Source organism: Arthrobacter sp. NPDC057013, assembly GCF_042674585.1.
Taxonomy (GTDB): domain Bacteria; phylum Actinomycetota; class Actinomycetes; order Actinomycetales; family Micrococcaceae; genus Arthrobacter.
Genome location: NZ_JBHUSE010000026.1, coordinates 16792 through 36273 on the forward strand (window position 1 = coordinate 16792; position 19482 = coordinate 36273).

The 19482-nt window shown below is 67.4% G+C and carries 17 protein-coding genes; 12 read left to right on the plus strand and 5 right to left on the minus strand.

Translation table 11 applies throughout. The features are described 5' to 3' along the window. Positions 1-25 precede the first annotated feature (25 nt). The 8 genes from ACFTSA_RS22155 to ACFTSA_RS22190 all read left to right on the plus strand — a co-directional run bounded on the left by ACFTSA_RS22155 (position 26) and on the right by ACFTSA_RS22190 (position 9732). Positions 26-1465 (plus strand): APC family permease, encoded by a 1440-nt coding sequence (locus ACFTSA_RS22155; protein ID WP_377954082.1) that lies wholly within the window; start codon positions 26-28, stop codon positions 1463-1465. Positions 1466-1526: 61 nt separating this feature from the next. Beyond that, entirely contained in the window at positions 1527-2327 is an 801-nt protein-coding gene (locus ACFTSA_RS22160) for a MoaF C-terminal domain-containing protein (protein ID WP_377954084.1), read from the plus strand. Between the two features lie 10 nt (positions 2328-2337). Next, positions 2338-3750 (plus strand): aldehyde dehydrogenase family protein, encoded by a 1413-nt coding sequence (locus tag ACFTSA_RS22165; protein WP_377954086.1) that lies wholly within the window; start codon positions 2338-2340, stop codon positions 3748-3750. A gap of 215 nt (positions 3751-3965) precedes the next feature. Further along, a complete protein-coding gene (gene bioB, locus ACFTSA_RS22170) occupies positions 3966-5015 on the plus strand; it encodes a biotin synthase BioB (protein ID WP_377954087.1) in 1050 nt (349 codons plus the stop codon). Positions 5016-5271: 256 nt separating this feature from the next. Further along, positions 5272-6666, plus strand: coding sequence for an adenosylmethionine--8-amino-7-oxononanoate transaminase (locus ACFTSA_RS22175; protein WP_377954088.1), 1395 nt, complete (start codon positions 5272-5274; stop codon positions 6664-6666). An 8-nt stretch (positions 6667-6674) separates the two neighbouring features. Beyond that, on the plus strand, positions 6675-7850 hold the full coding sequence (locus ACFTSA_RS22180) for an 8-amino-7-oxononanoate synthase (protein WP_377954155.1): 1176 nt from the start codon (positions 6675-6677) through the stop codon (positions 7848-7850). Continuing rightward, complete coding sequence (gene bioD / locus ACFTSA_RS22185) at positions 7847-8533, plus strand: dethiobiotin synthase (protein ID WP_377954089.1); 687 nt, start codon at positions 7847-7849, stop codon at positions 8531-8533. The genes ACFTSA_RS22180 and bioD overlap by 4 nt, the downstream gene beginning before the upstream one ends. Continuing rightward, the gene (locus ACFTSA_RS22190; protein ID WP_377954091.1) at positions 8530-9732 is read left to right on the plus strand and encodes a cytochrome P450; all 1203 of its coding nucleotides are present in this window, start codon (positions 8530-8532) and stop codon (positions 9730-9732) included. Before bioD ends, ACFTSA_RS22190 begins: the two co-directional genes overlap by 4 nt. A 12-nt stretch (positions 9733-9744) precedes the next feature. Here the strand turns inward: ACFTSA_RS22190 and ribA are convergent, their stop codons facing one another. Continuing rightward, positions 9745-11547 (minus strand): GTP cyclohydrolase II RibA, encoded by a 1803-nt coding sequence (ribA, locus tag ACFTSA_RS22195; protein ID WP_377954092.1) that lies wholly within the window; start codon positions 11545-11547, stop codon positions 9745-9747. Positions 11548-11793: 246 nt separating this feature from the next. After that, positions 11794-12672 carry a LysR substrate-binding domain-containing protein gene (locus ACFTSA_RS22200; RefSeq protein WP_377954095.1) on the minus strand — a complete coding sequence of 293 codons (879 nt, stop codon included), beginning with the start codon at positions 12670-12672 and terminating at the stop codon, positions 11794-11796. 130 nt (positions 12673-12802) lie between these two features. Here ACFTSA_RS22200 and ACFTSA_RS22205 point away from each other — a divergent pair, with 130 nt between their 5' ends. Further along, positions 12803-13963 (plus strand): FAD-dependent oxidoreductase, encoded by a 1161-nt coding sequence (locus ACFTSA_RS22205; protein ID WP_377954097.1) that lies wholly within the window; start codon positions 12803-12805, stop codon positions 13961-13963. Between the two features lie 238 nt (positions 13964-14201). On the opposite strand, the gene ACFTSA_RS22210 is transcribed toward ACFTSA_RS22205, so the two are convergent. Next, positions 14202-14486: a DUF1876 domain-containing protein gene (locus ACFTSA_RS22210; protein ID WP_377954099.1), complete on the minus strand. Its 285-nt coding sequence runs from the start codon at positions 14484-14486 to the stop codon at positions 14202-14204. 118 nt (positions 14487-14604) lie between these two features. Next, positions 14605-15240 (minus strand): dihydrofolate reductase family protein, encoded by a 636-nt coding sequence (locus ACFTSA_RS22215; RefSeq protein ID WP_377954100.1) that lies wholly within the window; start codon positions 15238-15240, stop codon positions 14605-14607. A 206-nt stretch (positions 15241-15446) separates the two neighbouring features. Between ACFTSA_RS22215 and ACFTSA_RS22220 the strand changes: the two genes are divergently transcribed. Then, a complete protein-coding gene (locus ACFTSA_RS22220) occupies positions 15447-16760 on the plus strand; it encodes an aspartate aminotransferase family protein (RefSeq protein ID WP_377954102.1) in 1314 nt (437 codons plus the stop codon). A gap of 17 nt (positions 16761-16777) precedes the next feature. Here the strand turns inward: ACFTSA_RS22220 and ACFTSA_RS22225 are convergent, their stop codons facing one another. Then, a complete protein-coding gene (locus tag ACFTSA_RS22225) occupies positions 16778-17398 on the minus strand; it encodes a dihydrofolate reductase family protein (protein ID WP_377954105.1) in 621 nt (206 codons plus the stop codon). Between the two features lie 222 nt (positions 17399-17620). Between ACFTSA_RS22225 and ACFTSA_RS22230 the strand changes: the two genes are divergently transcribed. Beyond that, the gene (locus tag ACFTSA_RS22230) at positions 17621-18088 is read left to right on the plus strand and encodes a CHAD domain-containing protein (protein WP_377954106.1); all 468 of its coding nucleotides are present in this window, start codon (positions 17621-17623) and stop codon (positions 18086-18088) included. 138 nt (positions 18089-18226) lie between these two features. Next, entirely contained in the window at positions 18227-19462 is a 1236-nt protein-coding gene (ftsW, locus tag ACFTSA_RS22235) for a putative lipid II flippase FtsW (protein WP_377954108.1), read from the plus strand. The last annotated feature ends 20 nt before the right edge of the window (positions 19463-19482 follow it).

Genomic DNA, 19482 nt, shown 5'->3' on the forward strand with positions numbered 1-19482 from the left:
CATGCCCAGGCGAAAGAGCCACCTCATGAACCAACAAACCGGACAGCTGCCCGCCCGCCACGACACCGCCGGCAGTTCTGCCAGGCTGCGGCCAAACAAGCTGGGGGTCGTCGCGGTGGCCTTCTTTGCCATCGCTGCCGCTGCGCCCATGGCGGCAGTTGTGGGCGCGAGCCCTGTCCTGTTCGCCGCCAGCGGACCCGGAACCCCCGTTATCTACGTCATCGCGGCACTCCTGGTGGCCCTGTTTTCCGTGGGATACCTGCGGATGAGCCACAGCATCACCAATGCGGGGGGATTCGTTGCCTACATCGCCAAGGGACTTGGGAACAAGTGGGCCACCGGCGGCGCCGGAATCGCGATCCTGACCTACGTCAGCCTCCAGGTGGGGCTGTGGTCCCAGTTCGGTGTCTTCGCCCAGCAACTCGTCGGGAGCCTGACAGGCGCGGGTCTACCGCCATACTTTTGGATCGTCGTCGTGCTGTCGCTGGCCACCGCCCTGACAATGAAGGGCGTGGACGCGAGCCTGAAGGTTTTGGGCGTGCTGATCCTGGGCGAAACCCTCGTCGTAGCCGCTCTTGTTGTTTCCCTGATCGCCCAAAAGGGCTTCGGGATTTTTACTTTCGGCGGCTTCACCGGCGCCAACATAGTAGGACCCGGACTTGGCATCTCGCTGCTGTTCGCCTTTGCGTGCTTCACCAGCTTCGAAGCGACGGTGGTCTTCGCGGAGGAAGCCGTGAACCCGCGCAAGACGATTCCCCGCGCCGCTTACCTGGTCATCGCCTTCGTTGGCTTCTTCTACATGATTTCCACCTGGGCCATCAGCGGAGCGATCGGTATCGACCGGGTCCAGTCCGAAGCCGCAACCAACCCGGCCGGCATGATCTTCAACCTCGCGCAGAGCAGCGCAGGCTCCTGGCTCAGTCTCGCCATGCAAATCCTCGTGGTCACCAGCTTCATCGCCATGATGCTGGGCCTGGCCAACATGTTTGCGCGGTACCTCTTCGCCCTGGGACGCGCCGGGGCCCTGCCCGCGAAACTGGCCTCCGTCTCCAAGACCGGCGCCCCGATGTTCGCCGGGCTGGTCAACGGCCTCGTCGTCCTGGCCATCATCAGCGCCTTCCTGCTTTCGGGGGCCGATCCCATCACCACCGTCTTCGCGTGGTTCGTCGCCCTCGGAACCGCCGGCTTCATCAGCATCCTGCTCCTGACATCAGCGGCGATCATCGTCTTTTTTGCCAGGGCGAAGGTGCGCGACAACATCTGGGCGACCGTCGCCGCACCCATCCTGTCCTTCATCTCGTTCATCATCATCGGCTACCTGACCCTGGACAACTACGATGCCCTGCTCGGCGGCGCCGGCGGTGTTGCACGCTGGCTCCTGCTCGGCATCCCCCTCGTCCTCATCGCAGGAATAGCCCGGGGAGCGCGGAAACCGTCCATCGACTACGCCTCCGAGATCGTCTGACCCAAACGCCCCCTCGAACCAACCGGTTCAGCCCGTACCACCCCTCAACGTAAGGAAAGCCATGACCGCGACTGACATCCAGGACTACGTTCCCGAAAACGAATGGCCCTCCGTGGGCTCCATGCTCCACGGGTTCGGGGAACAGACCCTGCCCGCGTCCGCCGCACTGACCGGCACGGCACTGCACCTCCCCCAGGACGGCGGCCGCACCACCACGTACACCTTCCACGACGCGCATTCCCTGACCTGGACCGCGGGCGGCGAAGAGAGCCAAGGCGGTGCCGCCAGGTACAAGGCGATCGAAGCCCGCCCCGGGATCTTCATCATCGACTTCATCCAGGGCGAGGACCGCCAGGCTGAGAATGTCACCATCGTCCTCGACAGGAACACCGGCGCCGTCACAACAGCGGTCAGCTCTTTCATCGCCGAACGGGACACGACCCGAAGCACCACCACTTTCAGCCACGGAAACGTGGAAGGGTCCGCCGCCACGCATTCCCGCTCCAGCGCGCTTGTCGGCAAGCGCATCTACTACCGCTACAGCGACGTCGAAACCTACGAGCACATCTACCTCAACGCCGGCACCTTCACCTGGCATTGCCTCCGCGGGGGCGAGGCCGGACTGGCCGACACCGACCGCTGCCAGACCTTCGACGTCGGCGACGACCTGTACCTGTTCTTCTGGACCGAAAAAGTCATGACTGTTGAGGCCGTCCTCCTCATCGACCTGCGCGGGCAACGCTCCATTGGGCGCATGTTCGGCTGGGACGAACCCGCAGCCGAACCCGTCATTCTGCCCTTCAACTCACGCCTCACGGTCCTCAACAGCACCGAGTACCCGCGCGACAACCACAAGCACTAGAGGAATACCCTTGGAAACCTACGATGCCCTCCTCGCATCCATCACCGCAGGCCCCGGCCAGGAGACCCGGACCATTTTCGATCCCGCCACCGGCGGCGTCGTCGGCCAGGCCCCGGTCCACACCGTCCAGGACCTCGAGACCGCGGTAGCCGCGGCCACCGCCGCGCAGCCTGCCTGGGCCGCACTGGGCCACGACGCCAGGTCCGCCGCGCTGCTCAAGGCCGCCGACGCCGTCGAACGCTCCGCCGAGGAACTCGCCCAACTGCTCTCCCGCGAACAGGGCAAACCCCTCAACGGCCCCAACGCCCGCTTCGAGGTCGGCGCCTGCGCCGCCTGGCTCCGCGCCGCCGCCGCCACCGAACTCAAACCCGAAGTCATCGTCGACGACGGCGAAACCTACGCCGAACTCCACTACAAACCCATCGGCGTCGTCGGCGCCATCGGCCCCTGGAACTGGCCCATGATGATCACCATCTGGCAGATCGCCCCCGCCCTCAGAATGGGCAACACCGCCGTCGTCAAACCCTCCAAAATGACACCCCTCTCCGTCCTGGCCCTGATCAAGGTCCTCAACGAAGAACTCCCCGACGGCGTACTGCACGTCATCCCCGGCGACCGCGAAGTCGGCGCCCGCCTCGCCGAACACCCCGCCATCGGCAAAATCATGTTCACCGGCTCCACCGACGCCGGCAAAGCCATCATTCGCTCGTCAGCCGATACGGTCAAACGCCTCACCCTGGAACTGGGCGGCAACGACGCCGGCATCGTCCTGCCCGACGCCGACCCCACAACCATCGCCCAGGACCTCTTCTGGGGCGCCTTCATCAACACCGGCCAGACCTGCGCCGCCCTCAAACGCCTCTACGTCCACGACACCATCTACGAGGCCGTCTGCGACGAACTCACCACCGTCGCCGCCGCGATGCCCATGGGCGTGGGCACCGACGAAAACAACGTCCTCGGCCCGCTCCAAAACAAAGCCCAGTACGACATCGTCGCCACCCTCGTCCAAGCCGCCAAAGACAGCGGCGCCCGCATCCTGCTCGGCGGCAACCCCGACCCGGCCCAGCCCGGCTACTTCTACCCCACCACCCTCGTGGCCGACATCGACAACACCAACCCCCTCGTCACCGAGGAACAGTTCGGCCCCGCCCTGCCCATCATCCGCTACACCAGCATCGACGAAGCAGTGGAGATGGCCAACGCCCTCGACGTCGGACTCGGCGCCTCCGTCTGGTCCCCCAACCTCACCGCAGCCCGCGAAGTCGCCGCCCGCATCCAAGCCGGCACCGTCTGGATCAACAAACACGGCGCCGTCGACCCCCGCATCCCCTTCGGCGGCGCCAAACAATCCGGCTACGGCCTCGAATTCGGCGTCGAAGGCCTCAAACACCTCGGCGTCCCCCAAATCATCAACGGCTAACCAGCTAACCAGAACACCCAAACCCAACAGCAGGACAAAAGGGCCGCCGTCGCAACAACGCGACGGCGGCCCCTGCCGTTTTCGCTGCCATAGTAGGGACCCGGCTAACGTCGCACGGGTCTCCTTGTCGGGACCCCACAAAATCTTCCCCTTGATGGGGAATTAGCGTCGGTTCGGAGGAATATCCGCAGCCATCACACGCAAAGGACCCATCAATGACGATTCAGGCAGACGCGAGCGAAGCCACAAGCCACGCGACCATCCCGGCCACTTTCCCCATCCTTGAAACCGCTAAGCAGCAGGTCCTCGAGGACGGCATCGGACTCACCCAGGCACAGCTCGAAGAGGTACTTCGGCTTCCGGACGAGGCCCTGCCCGCTGCGCTGCAGTTGGCCCACGAGGTCAGGCTCCGGCACTGTGGCGAGGATGTCGAGGTGGAGGGCATCATCTCCATCAAGACCGGCGGCTGCCCGGAGGACTGCCACTTCTGCAGCCAGTCCGGCCTGTTTGACTCCCCGGTCCGCGGGGTCTGGCTGGACATCCCCGAACTGGTCAAGGCCGCCAAGGAAACCGCCGCCACCGGAGCCACCGAGTTCTGCATCGTCGCCGCCGTCCGGGGCCCCGACATCAAGCTCATGAACCAGATCAAGTTCGCGATCGACCGCATCAACGAGGAAGTGGACATCAACATCGCCTGCTCGCTCGGGATGCTCACCCAGCACCAGGTGGACCAGCTCGCGGAGTGGGGTGTGCACCGCTACAACCACAACCTGGAAACAGCGCGCAGCTACTTCCCCGAGGTGGTCACCACGCACACCTACGAGGAACGCCTCGACACCTGCAACATGGTCAAGGCCGCCGGCATGGAACTGTGCTGCGGCGCCCTGATCGGCATGGGCGAAACCCTCGAACAGCGGGCCGAACTCGCCGCCCAGCTCGCGGCCCTGGAACCGCACGAAGTCCCGCTGAACTTCCTCAACCCCCGCCCCGGCACCCCGCTGGAGAACCAGGGCATCATGGATGGCAAGGACGCCCTCCGCGCCATCGCTGCCTTCCGACTCGCCATGCCGCGCACTGTGCTGCGCTACGCCGGCGGCCGTGAGCTCACGCTGGGCGACCTCGGCACCCGCGAGGGCCTCCTCGGCGGCATCAACGCCGTGATCGTCGGGAACTACCTCACCACGCTGGGCCGCCCGGCGACGGCGGACCTGAATCTTTTGATCGAGCTCAACATGCCGATCAAGGAACTCCAGAAGACGCTGTGACGGCGGCTTCTTTAAGCTCCACCAGCGGGAGCTCAACCGGCGGGGCCGCCTTTTGCGGGCACTGCGGGGGGACGTACGACGGCGGCGACGGGCCGCCGTCGTCCGCTCACCGTGAGTGCCGCGAACGGCTGGCCATGGAACCGCCGCGCTACTGCACCGCCTGCCGGCGCCGGATGAAGGTGCAGGTCACGCCCCTGGGCTGGTCCGCCGAATGTTCGCGGCACGGAGTGCTGGTCCCGTGACGCAGAGTTCGACCGTGACGCAGGGTTCAACCGCGACGCAGGATACACAGCAGTCGGACCTGATTCAGCGGGACCGCGCCCGGCTGTGGCACCCCTACGCACCGGCCTCCCCGGACCTTCTGCTGTGGGAGGTGGAGGCGGCCGACGGCGTGCGGCTGCGTCTTTGCGGCGACGAGGGCACCCGGCACGATGTGATCGATGCGATGTCCTCATGGTGGTCGGTGATCCACGGTTACCGCCACCCGGTCCTGGACGCGGCCGCCAAAACGCAGCTGGACACGTTCAGCCACGTGATGTTCGGCGGGCTCACTCACGCTCCGGCGGTGGAACTGGCCGAGCGGCTGGTGGCCATGGCCCCTGCCGTGCCCGGCCAGCCGGGGCTGGAGCGGGTGTTCCTCGCGGACTCCGGGTCGGTCGCCGTCGAAGTGGCGCTGAAGCTGGCGGTGCAGTTCCAGACCGCGGCCGGCCGGCCGCGCCGGCAGCGGTTCCTCAGCCTGCGCGGCGGGTACCACGGCGACACATTCGCGGCCATGGGGGTCTGCGATCCGGTGGACGGCATGCACTCGGCCTTTCCGGGCCTGCTCGGCGGCAACGTGTTTGCGCCCCGCCCTCCCGCGGCGGCGTCGGCAACACCCGAGAAGCTGCAGGCGTGGGCAGCCGAGGTGGCGGAGCTGGCGGCCGAGCACGCGGCGGAACTGGCGGCGATCGTCGTCGAGCCGGTCCTGCAGGGCGCCGGCGGCATGCACGCATACCCGGCCCAATGCCTGACTGTACTGCGCGAGGTGGCGGACCGGCACGGGCTGCTGCTCATCTTCGACGAAATCGCCACCGGCTTTGGCCGCACCGGCGAGCTGTTCGCCGCCGACCATGCAGGCGTGGTGCCGGACATCATGTGCGTGGGCAAGGCCCTGACCGGCGGGTACCTGACCCTCGCCGCCATGCTCTGTACGGCTGTGGTAGCCGCGGCGGTGTCCGACGGCCAGGCAGGTGCCCTGCTGCACGGCCCCACGTTCATGGGCAACCCGCTGGCGTGTGCCGTGGCCAACGCCAGCCTCGGCATCATCGAGACCGGCCGCTGGCGCGCCGACGTCGGCCGGATCGGCGCCGGACTGGCATCCGGGCTGGCGCCTGCGCTGGAACTCGGGGCGGTCCGGGACGTCCGCACCATCGGCGCCGTCGGGGTCATCGAGCTGCACGACGCCGTCGACGTCACCGCTGTCACCGCGGCAGCCATCCGCCGCGGCGTCTGGGTCCGGCCGTTCCGGAACCTCGTCTACACCATGCCGCCGTACATCAGCACCGCCGCGGACATTGAACAGATCACCGGCGGGATGGTGGGCGCGGTGGCCGAAGCACATGGAGCCCGGGGGCACGAACGCGTACCTGTCAAAACCGGAGGCTCCCCATGAGCGGCTCGATGAGCCAGTGGCTCGAGCGGCAGGCCGCCGTCCGGGAACGCCGCGGCCAGGTCCGCCGCCCGCTGCCCCGCATTGCGCATGAACAGGTCATTGACCTGGCCAGCAACGACTACCTGGGCCTCGCAACGGACCCGCGGGTTGCGGGGGCAGCGGCTGCGGCCGCGTCGCGGTGGGGCGCGGGGGCCACTTCCTCGCGCCTGGTCGCCGGGACCACGCAGCTGCACCTGGACCTCGAGCAGGAACTGGCCGCGCTGGCGGGGATGGACGCGGCGCTGGTCTTCTCCTCCGGCTATCTGGCCAACATCGGGGTGATCACGGCGCTGGGCGGCCCCGGGACCCTGATCGTCGCGGACGAGCACTGCCACGCCTCGATGATCGACGGCTTCCGGCTCAGCCGCTCCCGCACCGAATCATTCACCCACAACAGCGTTGAAGAAGCCGGCCGCCTGCTCGCCGGCCGCAAAGAACCCCGGGCGGTGATCGCCGTCGAATCCGTCTACAGCGTCCTCGGCGACGCGGCACCCCTCGCGGGGCTGCTGGCCCTGGCCGGGCAGTACGACGCCGTGCTGCTCATCGACGAGGCCCACAGCCTCGGCGTCACCGGCAGCGGCAACTTCCAGGGGCGGGGCTCGGTCGCCGGCACCGCCCTCGCCGGGCACCCCAACGTGATCGTGACGGCCACGCTGTCCAAGGCCCTGGGCAGCCAGGGCGGCGCCGTCCTGGGATCCGCGCTGCTGCGTGAGCACCTGCTCAACCGTGCCCGCAGCTTCATCTTCGACACCGGCCTGGCACCGGCGTCCGCCGCAGCCGCCCTTGCCGCGGTGCGCATCCTCAGGGACGAGCCGTGGCGGGCGGGATCCGTGCACAGCAACGCGGCAGCCCTGGCCGCCGCGCTTGCCCCGAACCTTGCCAGCCGCGGCGCTGTTGGCCAAAACAGCGCGGCCCCCGCCCCGGCGGCAGGGGCCGTCCAGTCCATCCCGATGCCGTCCGCCGAATCTGCCCTGGCCGCCGCGGAGTCCGCCCGCCGCGCTGGCGTCCGCGTGGGCTGCTTCCGCCCGCCGTCCGTTCCTGACGGGATCTCCCGGCTGCGGCTCACCGCCCGCGCCACCCTCACGCCCGAAGACATCGACAACAGCTGCGCAGTGCTGCGCGGCATTTTGGAGGAACTTCCATGAACCTGTCCCCCGTCGTTCTGGTCACCGGAACGGACACCGGCGTCGGCAAAACCATCACGACGGCGGCCCTCGCCTCCGTCCTGCAGGGTAGGGGCCGCAGCGTGGCGGTGTACAAGCCGTGCCAGTCGGGTGCCGCGGACGGCGACTCCGACGCGGCGGAAATCGTGCGCCTCGCCGGGGTGCCGGCCGAAGCCGGCGTCGTCCTGCAGGAACCCATGGCTCCCGTCGCGGCGGCCGCCCTCGACGGAACTCCGCTGCCGGCTTTGGCTTCGCACGCAGAGCGGATCCGCGAACTCGCCACTACCCACGACCACGTCCTGGTCGAGGGCGCCGGCGGCCTGCTGGTGGAACTGGATTCGGGCGGCGGCACCCTGGCAGAGCTCGGATCCCTCCTGGCGGAAACCCTGCCCGCGGTATTCGTGCTCGTCGCCCGGCCCGACCTCGGGACGCTGAACCACACCGCCCTGACCCTTGAAGCGCTGGCCGCCCGCGGGCTTGATGTCCTCGGCACCGTGCTCGGCAGCTGGCCCGCCAACCCCGATGCGGTCCACCACAGCAATCGGCGGGTGCTCGGCGCCCTGCCGGTTCCCCTCGTCGGGGCCCTGCCCGAGCGCGCCTCGGAATTGCCCCCGGCCGACTTCCGAACCGGCGCCGCTGCATGGCTGAACGGGGTGCCCGCATGAACCCGGCAACAACGATGACGGCGACGGCGACGGCGGCCCCGGCGCATGCTCCCGACGGGTCCAGGTGCCCGTACCTCGTAGTGCGCGACCCGGAAGCGGTCCGCGACGTCCTGCACCGCCCCGCCGACTTCAGCCCCGCAAATGCGCTGGTCGCGGTGACCCCGCTGGAGGGACCCGCGTTGCGCGTGCTGCAGCGGGCGGGCTTTGCGCTGCCACCGGTGCTGGCCAGCAACGACACCGGCACACACAGCGGTATCCGCAAAGTGGTGGCCGGATTCTTTACGCCCGCCACCGTCGCCGCCATGGAACCGCGCATCCGGGAACTGGCCCGGGAAGCAGCCGCGAAAGCCGCGGAGCAGCTCGCCCGGACCGGGCAGACGGACCTCGTGCACGCGGTAGCGGCATTCCCGCCGGCGGTCGTGATGCTCGAACTTCTCGGGCTGCCCGTGCGGGACCTCGAGGACCTCAAGCGCTGGGGCCTGGACTCGATGGAGCTGTTCTGGGGCTGGCCGGACGCGGACCGGCAACTCGAACTGGCCCGGAGCGCCGCCGAGTTCTTCGTCTGGCTTCGCCGGCTCGTCGCGGAATCCGTGACGGCTCCGGGACGCAACCTGTTCAAATCTCTGGCCGGGCACGGCCTCTCAAGGACCGAAATGTGCTCACTCGGATACTTCCTGCTGATTGCCGGGCAGGAGACCACCACCCAGCTGATCAGCACCACGCTGTTCCGGCTGCTGGAGGGTGCCGCGCCCGTGGGCTGGAAGGACGCGTCCTCGGAGGCCGGCGCCACATCAGTGGTCAGGCACGTGCTCGCCACCGAATCATCCGTCCCCACCTGGCGCCGCGTGACCGTCCAAGAAACCGACCTCGGCGGTGACCGGATTCCCGCCGGCACTGAGATACTCCTGGAACTGTCCGGCAACCGGATCACGGCAGCCGCTGACCAAGGAAACCCGCCCCCGCAGGAGCAGGCTGTGCGGGGAGCCTCAACCGGCCTGGTCTTCGGTTCGGGCATCCACCGATGCCTCGGAGCCAAGCTCGCCGAACTGGAAGCCGCCGTCATCGTCCAGGAAGCCGCGGCGGCACTGCCAGGGATTCAGCTGCGGGACCACGAGCCCGAATGGATCCGGCTCCTGTCGTTTCAGGCACCAAGTACCGTCAGCGTGGTGGATCCGGTGGGCTCACCAGATCGCAGGTGAACGGTCAGGGACTTAGAAGGACGCTACCGTGAACCCGAGCCCCAGCAAGCCCCGGCCCGCCTGCTCAAGGATCGGATCCAGGCTCAGGGTCGGGTGGTTGAGGAGTACATTCACGTCGCGCTGGGTCCGCTGCAGCGGATGCGACAGCCGGTGGGCGCTCCCGCCCGAGCCGGCGACGGCGAGCCGGACAGCTTTCTCGGCAGCCTCACCGCTGAGGGCAAGGGACAGCCGGTAGCCGGCGCGTTCCGCATCCGTCAGTGCGGATGGCCGGCGCCGATGGGATTCAGCCACCGTCCTGACCGCCTCCTGCCAGTGCAGGCGCGCCGTGGCCACCAGTCCATGGGCTTTCGAGAAGCGGGCCTGCGCCAGCGGCGAATCCGCCTGGCGGTTGTCAGCGGTGTTCTTCACCTTTCGCACCAGCATCTTTTCCCGAAAGACGTCGACGGCGTACTCGGCGGCTCCCAGTGCGGCCGCGGGTGCCACCAGGTTCAGCAGCGTTGCCATGGGCGTGTGGATCATGGGGTCCCCGTGGATCAGGCTGCCCGGGTTGTCCGCGGCGCTCAGCAGGGCCCAATCCATGGCGCGGTGTTCCGGCACAAAGAGGTCTTTCGCCCGCAGGTCGTTGCTGCCTGTCCCCCGCAGCCCGTCCGTGTGCCACACATCCAGCAGGTCCAGATCGGAGACCGGAACGAGGCACTGCAGGCGGGCTCCGACGCAGTCCACCGCCAGCAGGGCCCACTCCGAATGCATAACCCCGGATGCGAAGCTCCAGTGGCCCGAAACCGAGAACCCGCCCGGCACCTTCCGGGCCGTGCCAACGGGAGCGCTCGTGGCCGCGGCCAGCGGAGCAGGGCCGCTGGCAAAGACTTCATCCTGGACCCGTTGGGGCCAGCGCGCCAGCATCCACACGTGCTCAATCAGGTGCCCGGCAGTCCACGCCGTCGAGGCACAGCCCCGGGCAAGCCTCCGGATTACCTCGGCATAGGTTTCCACGCCCATGCCGTATCCGCCCAGCTCCTTGGGTGCCAGGATCCGGAACACGCCGGCCTCCTTCAGCTCATTCACGGTGGATTCGGGGAGGCGGCGCAGCCGCTCCGTTTCCTCCGCACGCTCCCGCAGCCGGGGAACCAGGCCGTCAACGCGGCTGAGCATCCCGTCGTGGCTGGGAACGGTGCCCGCCGCCACCGGCGGTACGCGCCCGACGTCGGCACTTTCCAGTTCCAGCGTGTGTGCGGTGCGGTCCCGCTTCGCCGCCAGATACCCATGGTTGGCCGGCGAGAGGAACACCCCGGTGGGAATCTGCTCAGTGACGTCAATGCCGAGGGCCGTCAGCTGTTCAGCCTTGTCCGGGTTGTTGCTCAGAAGGCGGATCCGGGTGGCGCCAAGCGCCCCCAGCATCTGGGCCGCGGCAGTGTAATCGCGCTCGTCCTCGCCGTGACCCAGGGCCAGGTTGGCGTCGTACGTATCGAGGCCCGTGTCCTGCAGGGAGTATGCGTCCAGCTTGGAGTACAGGCCGATGCCGCGGCCCTCCTGGCGAAGGTAAAGCAGGAACCCGCCTGCCGCGGCGATCTCCTCCACGGCCTCGCGCAGCTGCGGTCCGCAGTCACACCGCTGGCTGCCGAACACGTCGCCGGTCATGCATTCGCTGTGCAGCCGGACCAGCGGCACATCCTGGGTGAGAAGTTGCTGTTCCCAATGGCCGAGGGCGAGCAGCAGGTGCTCCTTGCCGTCCGCGAGGCCACCGAACGTCAGCACCTCCGCCGTCGTGCTGAATCCGTCCGGAAAGCGCAGGGGCACCGTCACTTGGCTTCGCACGCTGGCCTGGCTACGCGTACTAACGGACCTGCGCGTACTTACCGGGCTGCGCGTACTAACGGGGCTGTGCCCGGCAGTTGGCAGCGCCGCATCCTGCAGGGCGGTTTCAACACAAGCGGTCATCTGCGGTCCTTGGCCTTCCAGTGGAGATTGCTTGAAGCTTCCACCAACGGTAACCGTATTTAGTTAAACCTTCAAGTAATATTGCGGTCAGGCCAAGAGAAGGTTTCCGCACTGCAGCCCGAGCTAGTCGGGAATCTCTCCCCTCAGGCACAGGACAAAATCGTCCACGGCGGGGGAACGCCCGGAGCCTCGGGCAACATGGAGTTCCGTTTGGGGCCTCCCAACAAGGCGGCGCGTGGTTACGCCCGGCATCTCGAACCGCTGCACGGATTCCGGCAGGATGGAAATCCCCAAGCCAGCCGCGACCAGGCCGAGGACCGTCTCCTGATGGATGGCCTGCTGGACGACGACGGGCGGGGTGGGCAGGGACTCGAAGAGCCGCAGCACCCTTGCCACGAACCCGGGCATCAGCCGGTAGGGAAACAGGATCATGGGCTCCCCTTCGAGGTCCGCAGGGCGGACCTCCTTCGCTGCCGCCAAACGGTGCGTTTCAGGAAGGACCACCACCAGGTCTTCCGCGCTCAGCAGTTCGAGGTTCAGCCCGGGCACGTCACCCGGATCACGGATCAGCCCCAGGTCGAGGTTTCCGTCCAGCAGTTGCTCAATTTGCTCCCCGCTGGTGAGCGGATGCAGCACCAGGTCAATGCGGGGGCGCTGCTGGCGGAAGGCCTGGATGGCTTGGGGCACGGTGGTGTAGCTCGCGGAACTGACGAACCCCACCCTGATCCTGCCGCTCTTTCCGGCGGCGACGTCAGCGACATCCCGGGCGGCGGCGTCCAGGTCCGCAACAGCCGCCTGGACGCGGTCCTTGAATGCCTGGCCGGCCCCCGTCAGCGTCACACGGCGGGTGGTGCGGTCGAAGAGCTGGACACCCAGCTCGCGCTCCAGTCCCTTGACGGCGACTGTCAGTGGCGGCTGGGTGATGTGCAGGCGTTCGGCGGCGCGGCCGAAGTGCAGCTCGTCGGCGACGACGAGGAAGTACCTGAGCTGCCGGAGTTCCACTGCAATTCTTTCGAGTGACGCTAATAATTACAAGCCAAATTATATTGGACCGAATGCAAAAGGGGGTGAGTTACTTGAGGGGAAGAGGGGCACAGCCCCGTCGACCATCCCCGCCAAAAGGAGCCACCCCATGGAATCGACCGAATACGCCGTCGTCGGTGCAGGGCTGTCCGGAGCCGCCGCTGCCTGGCACCTGGCCGCCCGCGGACACGATGTTGCCCTGCTCGAACGTTCAACCCCTGCCAACGAAGCCGGCAGCTCGCACGGCTCCGCCCGCATTTTCCGCTACGCCTACCCCGTGGAGTTCTACACCGGGCTGGTCCAGGAGGCGAAAACTGGTTGGGACGAACTGGCCCGCCTCAGCGGCAAGCAGCTCATCACCCCCACGGGCGCAGTGGATTACGGCGCAATCCGGCAGCCGGAAAGCCTGGCCGCCGTGCTGGAAGCGCGCGGGATCGACCACGAGCTTCTCACCCCGGAAGAGGCCAGCCGCCGGTGGCCGCAAATCGCCTTTGACACCCACGTGCTCTGGCACCCGGACGCCGGTGTCATCGACGCCCACGAATCAGTCGCCTCCATGGTGGACCAGGCCGTGGCGCACGGCGCGGAACTCCACAACAATTGGCCGGTTGCCTCGGTCACCACAGCGAACGGCGGATATGTGCTGACCTCAGAAGACGGCCGGTCATTGCGGGCCGCGAACGTAATTGTAGCGGCCGGCGGCTGGCTTCCCCGGCTGCTGGGATCGCTGTCGCTGCCCTCGTCCTTCCTCGCCGGCATGCCCGAGATCGAGGTGCGGCAGGAGCAGGCCTACCACTTCCCCTATGCCGACGGCACGGACCATGACGCTTCGCCGTGGCCCACCTTCATCCACAAGCGCGAACGCTGGCAGGCGTACGGCCTGCCGGGCGGACGGGACGCCGGATTCCGCGGCCAGAAGGTCGCCGAATACAACGGCGGGAAGATCCTGCCCTCCGCCGCCGAACAGGACGGCCAGATCAACCCGGAGAACCGCCGTCGGGTCATCGAGTACGTGCAACAGTACCTGCCAGGCCTCATCCCTGAGCCCTACGCGGAGACCACCTGCCTCTTCACCAACACCCGCACGGAGGACTTCATCCTCGACCGCGCCGACGGCGTCACCATCCTCTCCCCCTGCTCGGGCCACGGCGCCAAGTTTGCCCCGCTCATCGGGCGGCTCGCGGCGGACCTGGCCACCGGTGCAGGGACCGTCCCGGACCAGTTCCGACTCGCAGCCCGGGCCCAGGCACCCAAGGGGGCGCACGCATGAACCCCGGCACCACTCCGCTGGTCCCGGCGTTAACAGCAACAGTCACCGGGTTGCTGCAGGAAATTGCCGGCACCGGTACCGACGCGCTCCGCGGTGGCTACAGCCGGCGCGTTGCGTACAAACGGGGCCGCAGTTCAGCAGCTACGGAAAGGGCACGGTTACATGACACACCGGCGGGGCGGATCGGCTGCAGTGCCTGCGGCAGAACAATATCACCCCGGCGCCTTTAAGGCGCCGTCTACGCCCGCAAATGCGCCGGTGCCCTGGTGACTTTCTCTATGTCGGCCGCTGTGACCTCGATCAGCTGATGCGCCAAGTCCGCCAACGCACGGGCGGTTGCCAGCTCATCCCCGATCTCGGGGACATCAGAGTCCGCCGGGTTCAGCCTGGCCATTCCGATACCCACCAGTTCAGGCCGCTTCGCGACCTGCAGTCGCGCCGTCGCCCGCGTCTGGCTTTCATGCACGTCGATAACGACGTTCACCGACCAGCTTTTCTCTTGCATGATGGTCGCCTCCTCCATCCAACTTCCACCATGCCGTCGCCGCAGCAAGCCGTCAAGGGACCGAAAACTTCCCTGCAGGCGGGACCCTTGGTCGGCATCAAAGATCCCACTCCGACCGCAATCCCCGTAGGGCAACTCACCCCGGCCCACCGCCCGGCGGCCCATCAATCACCGTGGGAATGTACTCGAGCAGCTGCAGCCTGCCGTCGAAGGTCCGGCTGTCCACCATCTCCAACGAGACGTCCGGATAGCCGTCGTAGATGCGCTCCCGCCCGGTCCGGCCGGTGATCACCGGGAAGACGACCAGCCTAAACTTGTCCACAAGGCCGGCGGTGAGCAGTGACCGGCAAAGGCTGAGGCTGCCAAGGGTGCTCAAAGGCCGGGTTCCGGTCCGTTTCATTTCCCTCACGGCCTCAACCGCGTCGCCGGTGACCAGTTCCGAGTTGGCCCATGTCAGGGGTGCCTGCAGGGTGGAGGAAAAGACCACCTTGGGCACGGCATCGAGGCCGGCCAGGGCGGCTCCCTCGTCCTCGGAGAACCCTGATTCTCCGGCCGCAGCCTCCCCGGACATGCTGGACATCACCCGGTAGGTGTTCGCGCCCAGGAGGAAGGTGTAGCTTTTCTTTCCCTCCTCCTCGAGCCAGGCAAGGTATTCCGGACCCTCCAGTCCCCACCAGCCGGGCCACCCCTCGGCCGAGGCGTATCCGTCCAGCGAGATGATCAGGTCGACCATCAGTTCCGCTGATGACGTTTCTGCAGTTGTCTCGCTCATGGCCGTGTCCCCGATCAGATTTACGTCAGTGGCCGCCGGAACGCTGCGCCGTCGACGTCCGTGCCGGCAATGCTATCCACGGAGCGAGCGGCCGTTCAAGCGTCCGTGGCATCTGGAAACTGCTGCCGGAAGGTGCCAAGGTGAAGCAGTGGAGCGGAACACGACCTGCATGCAAACAACCCGGCACGCAAGCAACGGAGGATGTCATGAATCCCGATGATCTGGTCTTCCACCCTTGGGTTGTGCAGGGACCGCGCGAGGTGCCCACGCTGGTCGGTGGCTCAGGTAGCCACGTCGTCGACGTCGACGGGCGGCGCTACCTGGACTTCAGCTCGCAGTTGGTGTTCACCAACCTCGGTCACCAGCATCCGCGCATTGTGGCTGCGATCAAGGAGCAGGCCGACCGCCTGTGCACCCTCGCTCCAGGCCACGCGTCCGATGTGAGGGGCGAGGCGGCGCGGCTGATCATCGAGGTGGCACCTGAGCATCTGGGGCACGTGCTGTTCACCACCGGCGGGACCGAGGCCATCGAGCATGCAGTACGGATGGCGCGGCTGTTCACGGGGCGCCCCAAAGTACTCGCCGCCTACCGCTCCTATCACGGCTCGACGACGACGTCGATCCACCTCACGGGCGACCCGCGCCGCTGGGCGTCGGACACGGGCGCGGCGGGCGCCGTGCACTTCTTTGGTCCTTTCCTGTACCGCTCGGCCTTCGGTTCGCAGTCGCCGGAGGAAGAATCCGAGCGGGCGCTGGCCCATCTGGAGCAGGTGATCCTGCTGGAAGGCCCGACGACCATCGCCGGCCTGGTTCTGGAATCCGTAGTTGGCAGTTCGGGAGTCATCGTGCCGCCGCCCGGCTACCTGCGCGGGGTACGCGAGTTGTGCGACCGCCATGGCATTGTCTACATCGCCGACGAGGTGATGGTGGGCTTTTGCCGCACCGGAGCCTGGTTCGGTGTTGACCACGCGGGTGTGGCACCAGACCTCATGGCGTTCGCGAAGGGCGTCAACTCCGGGTACGTTCCACTGGGCGGCGTCCTGGTCAGCGACGCGATTTACGAGGCCTTCACCAAACGCCCTTACCCGGCGGGCATGACGTACAGCGGCCACCCCCTTGCTTGCGCAGCAGCGGTCGGCGCCATCAATGCGATGCACGAGGAAGGAACCGCGGCGGCAGCTGCCCGCCTTGGCCACGAAGTCCTTGGCCCGGCCCTCCGGGGGCTGGCCGAGAAGCATGAATCCGTAGGCGATGCGCGGGGCATCGGCGGGCTCTGGAGCCTGGAGCTGGTACGGAACCGGCAGACGAAAGAGCCGCTCGTGCGCGCCGGGGCAGCAGCAGCTGACAACGCGCCGATGACCGCCGTCGCCAGGGCGTGCCTGGACCGGGGGCTCTTGCCGCTGGTCCAGGGCAACCGTGTCAATGTCGCTCCGCCCCTCAACGTGAGCGACACTGACGCGGCCGCCGGCGTAGCCATCCTGGATGAGGCCCTGTCGGTGGCCGACGCGTACCTGGGCTAAAAGCTGAGACAACCGGATCAGGACAGCACACGGTAGGTCACGTGCGTGGCCAGGCTCGATGCCCGCGACTTCACCTGCTCCAGCTTCAGCGGCGGCACGCCCTCAAACAGCCGGGTACCGGCGCCAAACGTGAGCGGCGCGATGTGCACGCGCAGCTCGTCGATCAGACCGGCGGCGAGGTACTGGTTAATGGTGGTGGCACCTCCCCCGATCGCGACGTCGCCGCCGCCGGCCGCGGCGCGTGCCTGGGCCAGCGCCGACTCGATGCCGTCGGTGACGAAGTGGAAAGTGGTACCGCCGTCCATCGGCTGCGGTTCGCGGGCGTGGTGTGTGAGCACGAAGACCGGCCCATGGAACGGCGGATCGTCGCCCCACCACCCGTTCCACTGCCGGTCCCACTCACCACGCACCGGGCCGAACATGTTGCGTCCCATGATGAATGCCTTGGCCCCGACGATCTGGTCGATTTCGGCCCGGTTCTCGTCCGGAGTTTTAAACATCCAGGCGTGCAGTGCGTCGCCGCTGCCGTCGCCGCCGTCGTCACCGAACGGGCGCTGCTCGGTCTGGTTGAGCCCGGCCGAGTATCCGTCGGCTGTGACCGTGATGTCGCAGACCACCCGGCCCGTACCTTCAGTCATTGCGCTACCCTCCTGACGGCGATCCCGTTCGCCTCGCGGTGAGCTTCCTTGCAAGCATCAGCATAGACAGCCATGGGATAGGGGCCAATGGCCCTTCGCATGAGAAGACCCTCACAGGCTTCTCATGGCTGTCTCAGGTCCCCGGATCACCATAGTTGTATCGATGGCGATGAAATCATGGGCCTCCTTCCGGCCCGGTCACCGGGACAGTCGGGACAGAAAATGCTGAAAGCTCTGGAGAAAACCCATCAACAAGCCGCACCGGCGGTGTCATCCTTCCTTTGCGACCAGGTTGCTGCGCTGCTCAGTTGCGACCCCGGGGTGCGGGCCGGCGAACGGAACGCCTCCGGTGGAATGACTGCCGCCGCCGGCCGGGTCTGGTCAGTTCTCGGGGACCGCAGACTGTTCGACAGGACCGCAGTTGATGGGCTCCGTGCTGAGCTGGCCTGGCTCTTCGAAGCCCTGGGCCCGCTCAGCCACTCGGCGCCGGTGCACGATCCGACCCGACCGCTGCACCCGGCCACCGCGCGGGGGTCCGAATACGGAGCAGCCTACGACCGGGCACTCGCCGCCCTCGAATCCGACAGGTATTTCCGCCTGGTCGCGGAACTCCAGCAATTCTGTTCCGCTCCCCCGGTCAGGCAGCCGCGGCGCAGCCACCTCTACGGCCGGCACCTCTACCGGGGCTGAACCATCCGGCACGGCACCCGTGTCCGGCATGCACCGGATCCTGCCCGCCACGACGTATGATTTCTCCCCGGTGGGTTTCCCCTTCCCGGAATGGCCCGGAGCAGGCCGGACCCGTGGAAGGAATCAAGTGATGTCCGAATGACCGTGAAGCTTCCGCCGAGCGCGGCGACGGGGCGCGGCGACGTCCTGCTCCGCATCGGGCGCTGGCTCGGTGATGAGTCCGGGGACCGTACCCGGCCGGTCATCCTGGCAGTGGTGCTGGTTCTGGCAGCGCTTGGCTTGATCGAGGTGGCCTCCGCGTCGTCGGTGGAGTCCGTGGCGGCGGGTAAGAACCCGTACGACCTTCCACTGAAGCAGGCCATGTGGACGGCAGCAGGGGTAGCCATCATGTTCGGGCTGGCACGCCTCCGGACCCGGCACATCCGCTGGCTGGCCTGGCCGCTCCTGGGGGCCGCCGTCGTATCCCTCGGCCTGGTGTTCACACCCTTGGGCATGACCGTGAACGGCAACCGGAACTGGCTGGGGTTCGGCGGTTTCACGGTCCAGCCGTCCGAGTTCGCCAAGCTCGCGCTCATCGTCTGGGCGGCGGCCGTCCTGTCCCGTAAGCAGGCACTCCTGCATGAGTCGAAGCACGCAGTCGTCCCCTTACTGCTGCCGACCGGCGCCATCATCATCGGGCTTGTCGCCTTCGGCCATGACCTGGGCACGGCCATGATCATCATGATGATCCTCGCTGCCACCATGTTTTACGGCGGCGTACGGATGAAGGTCTTCGGTGTCGCGGGCATCGCCGGCGCCGTCCTGGCGCTCGTCCTGGCGGCCACCAGCGGCAACCGTGTGTCCCGTATTTCGTCCTGGCTCGGCGCGGGTTCCGCTGACGATTCCCAGGGGGTCGGCTACCAGGCGCTGCACGGCCAGTACGCCCTGGCTTCCGGCGGCTGGCTGGGAGTGGGGCTGGGGCAGAGCCGGCAAAAGTGGAACTGGATCCCCGAAGCCCACAATGACTTCATCTTCACGATCCTTGGCGAGGAACTCGGCCTGGCCGGAACCCTCCTGGTGCTGGTGCTGTTTACGGTCCTCGGCATCGCCGTTTTCAAGGTCATTGCCCGGACCCAGGACACGTTCGCACGCATTGTCTCCTCCAGCGTGATCACCTGGATCATTGGTCAGGCCGTGGTGAACATTGCCATGGTCACGGGCCTGCTTCCGGTCATCGGCGTGCCCCTGCCGTTCATCTCCTACGGCGGCTCAGCGATGATCTCTTCTCTGGCCGGCGTCGGCATGATCCTGGCCGTCACCCGCCCGCAGCCTGCCCAGGCCGTTCGGCCGAAGAAGCAGCGGCAGCCAGCGCCCGCGGGGGCCGTCCGGCCTTAGTCCTGTGCGGCCGCCGCTCC